The organism is Veillonella sp. ICM51a, assembly GCF_000524355.1.
Lineage (GTDB): Bacteria > Bacillota > Negativicutes > Veillonellales > Veillonellaceae > Veillonella > Veillonella atypica.
Map to the genome: position 1 here is coordinate 1 of NZ_JAPX01000053.1, position 1,560 is coordinate 1,560.

Sequence of the window (1,560 nt, forward strand, 5' to 3'; positions counted from 1 at the left end):
AGATGGTTTATGACGATGTGGATCAGGCGTTCCATTTTCATAATGAGATTTTATGGTGCGTCTATCATAGCCTAATTCACGACCTAGTAAACTATAATTAGGTTTCAAATTGCAACCCTCCAGAATGTCTCTTAATAATGGTAAGTCTAATAATGATGTTACAGTAAATGAACTGTTAATAGCGTATACGTATTGCATGTTGTTATCACCTCAACTATAGTATCGGTGATACAATTAAAATTGTACATTCTTATATCATCATTTTTGTACATTCTTAGAGTATCATTTACAAATATACAATCATATATTCATTCATGTTAATAGGTTCTACAGATAATTTTAATACTTCTCCACTAGTTTCTTTTTGAAATGTATTAGCCTCTATTTTCTGCCATCCATTTAAAGCTAAAGATTTTTCTATTGTATCCATATTACTATCACTCAATACATCAACAATAAAATAAGGTCTAACACTACCAATTTCATATTTAAAAGGATAGATGGCATTGATAGTAAAATGCTCACGATGATCAAAACTTTTATATTCATTCCAAATAAGAGCTTGTCTACCAGAATAAATGGATTCCAATGTATTATCTATTTTCTCTAATACAAGAGCACCACTAAATGAGCCTATGATTATTCCTACTACAAATATAATTATTTTTAATTTATTAATAACAACCCTATCGAAAACCATCTTTATCAATCCACCATTTTATATTTAATTCGTATAAAGTCTTCTTTCAACTGGACTCTAATGCTATTGGTATTAAGACCTTCACTAATTTTGTCCTTATTATCATTTATATCATCTAAGAATCTACTCTGATTATACTTTGCCTTAAAGTCAGTATAGTCAGAATTCTTCACCATAAACTTATCACCAACGCGAGTCCAGTTTATCTCATCGATCAAATCCTCTTTGTAGAGAGAATATCCATATCTGATTAATGCAGAAGAGTTGTCATTATAATGATAATATCGAGTAGTGATGCCGACAATTACGATTAGTATAAAGGCTGCAGCAATGCCACTAAGCAGATATTTTAATAATTTGGGACCAATTTCTTTTAATAAACCTATATGCATATATTTTATTAGACTCCATCTTCTCATTATAAACACTCGTAATATTTACAATGCTTCTCTAATGTACGATTAGTATCAAACGAACTCTAAAAGACAATTGATTAAACTCAAATTTCATAGACTTATATATTTCCATAATTACTCCATATAACGTAATACTTATAGAGTCTTGCAAAAGAAAAATCTTTATTTGTTCATATAATCTTGTTCAAAGTCGTTAAGTAGGTATAAAGCCTCATTATAATATGCAATGCAATCTGATTAAACTAAAAAATATTTAAATAGGTTCTATTGCTCTAGAGTAATCAAACATTTGTGACAAATACTTATGCCTTTTGATTCATAAAGTACTCTGTTATAACTTGGTTTGGTGATTTAAAGTTTAAGACTTTTTGTGCAATGTTATTATATCTATTAGCATATCGACTATGTGCTTTTAGAAAACTCTCCATACTATTAAACTTACGT

Annotated in this window: 2 protein-coding genes and 1 pseudogene; all 3 read right to left on the reverse strand. The window is 28.9% G+C overall.

The genetic code is table 11. The features are described 5' to 3' along the window. A pseudogene (locus tag HMPREF1504_RS10020) lies at nt 1-198 on the reverse strand (IS21 family transposase); the annotation flags it as partial. A gap of 88 nt (nt 199-286) precedes the next feature. Continuing rightward, entirely contained in the window at nt 287-700 is a 414-nt protein-coding gene (locus tag HMPREF1504_RS10025; protein ID WP_038125301.1) for a hypothetical protein, read from the reverse strand. 5 nt (nt 701-705) lie between these two features. Further along, the gene (locus HMPREF1504_RS10030; protein ID WP_038125302.1) at nt 706-1,119 is read right to left on the reverse strand and encodes a hypothetical protein; all 414 of its coding nucleotides are present in this window, start codon (nt 1,117-1,119) and stop codon (nt 706-708) included. Nucleotides 1,120-1,560: the final 441 nt, after the last annotated feature.

Excerpts from the sequence above, each read along its gene's own strand:
- HMPREF1504_RS10025 (WP_038125301.1), bottom strand. The coding sequence starts at position 700 with ATGGTTTTCGATAGGGTTGTTATTAATAAATTAAAAATAATTATATTT.
- HMPREF1504_RS10030 (WP_038125302.1), bottom strand. The coding sequence starts at position 1,119 with ATGAGAAGATGGAGTCTAATAAAATATATGCATATAGGTTTATTAAAA.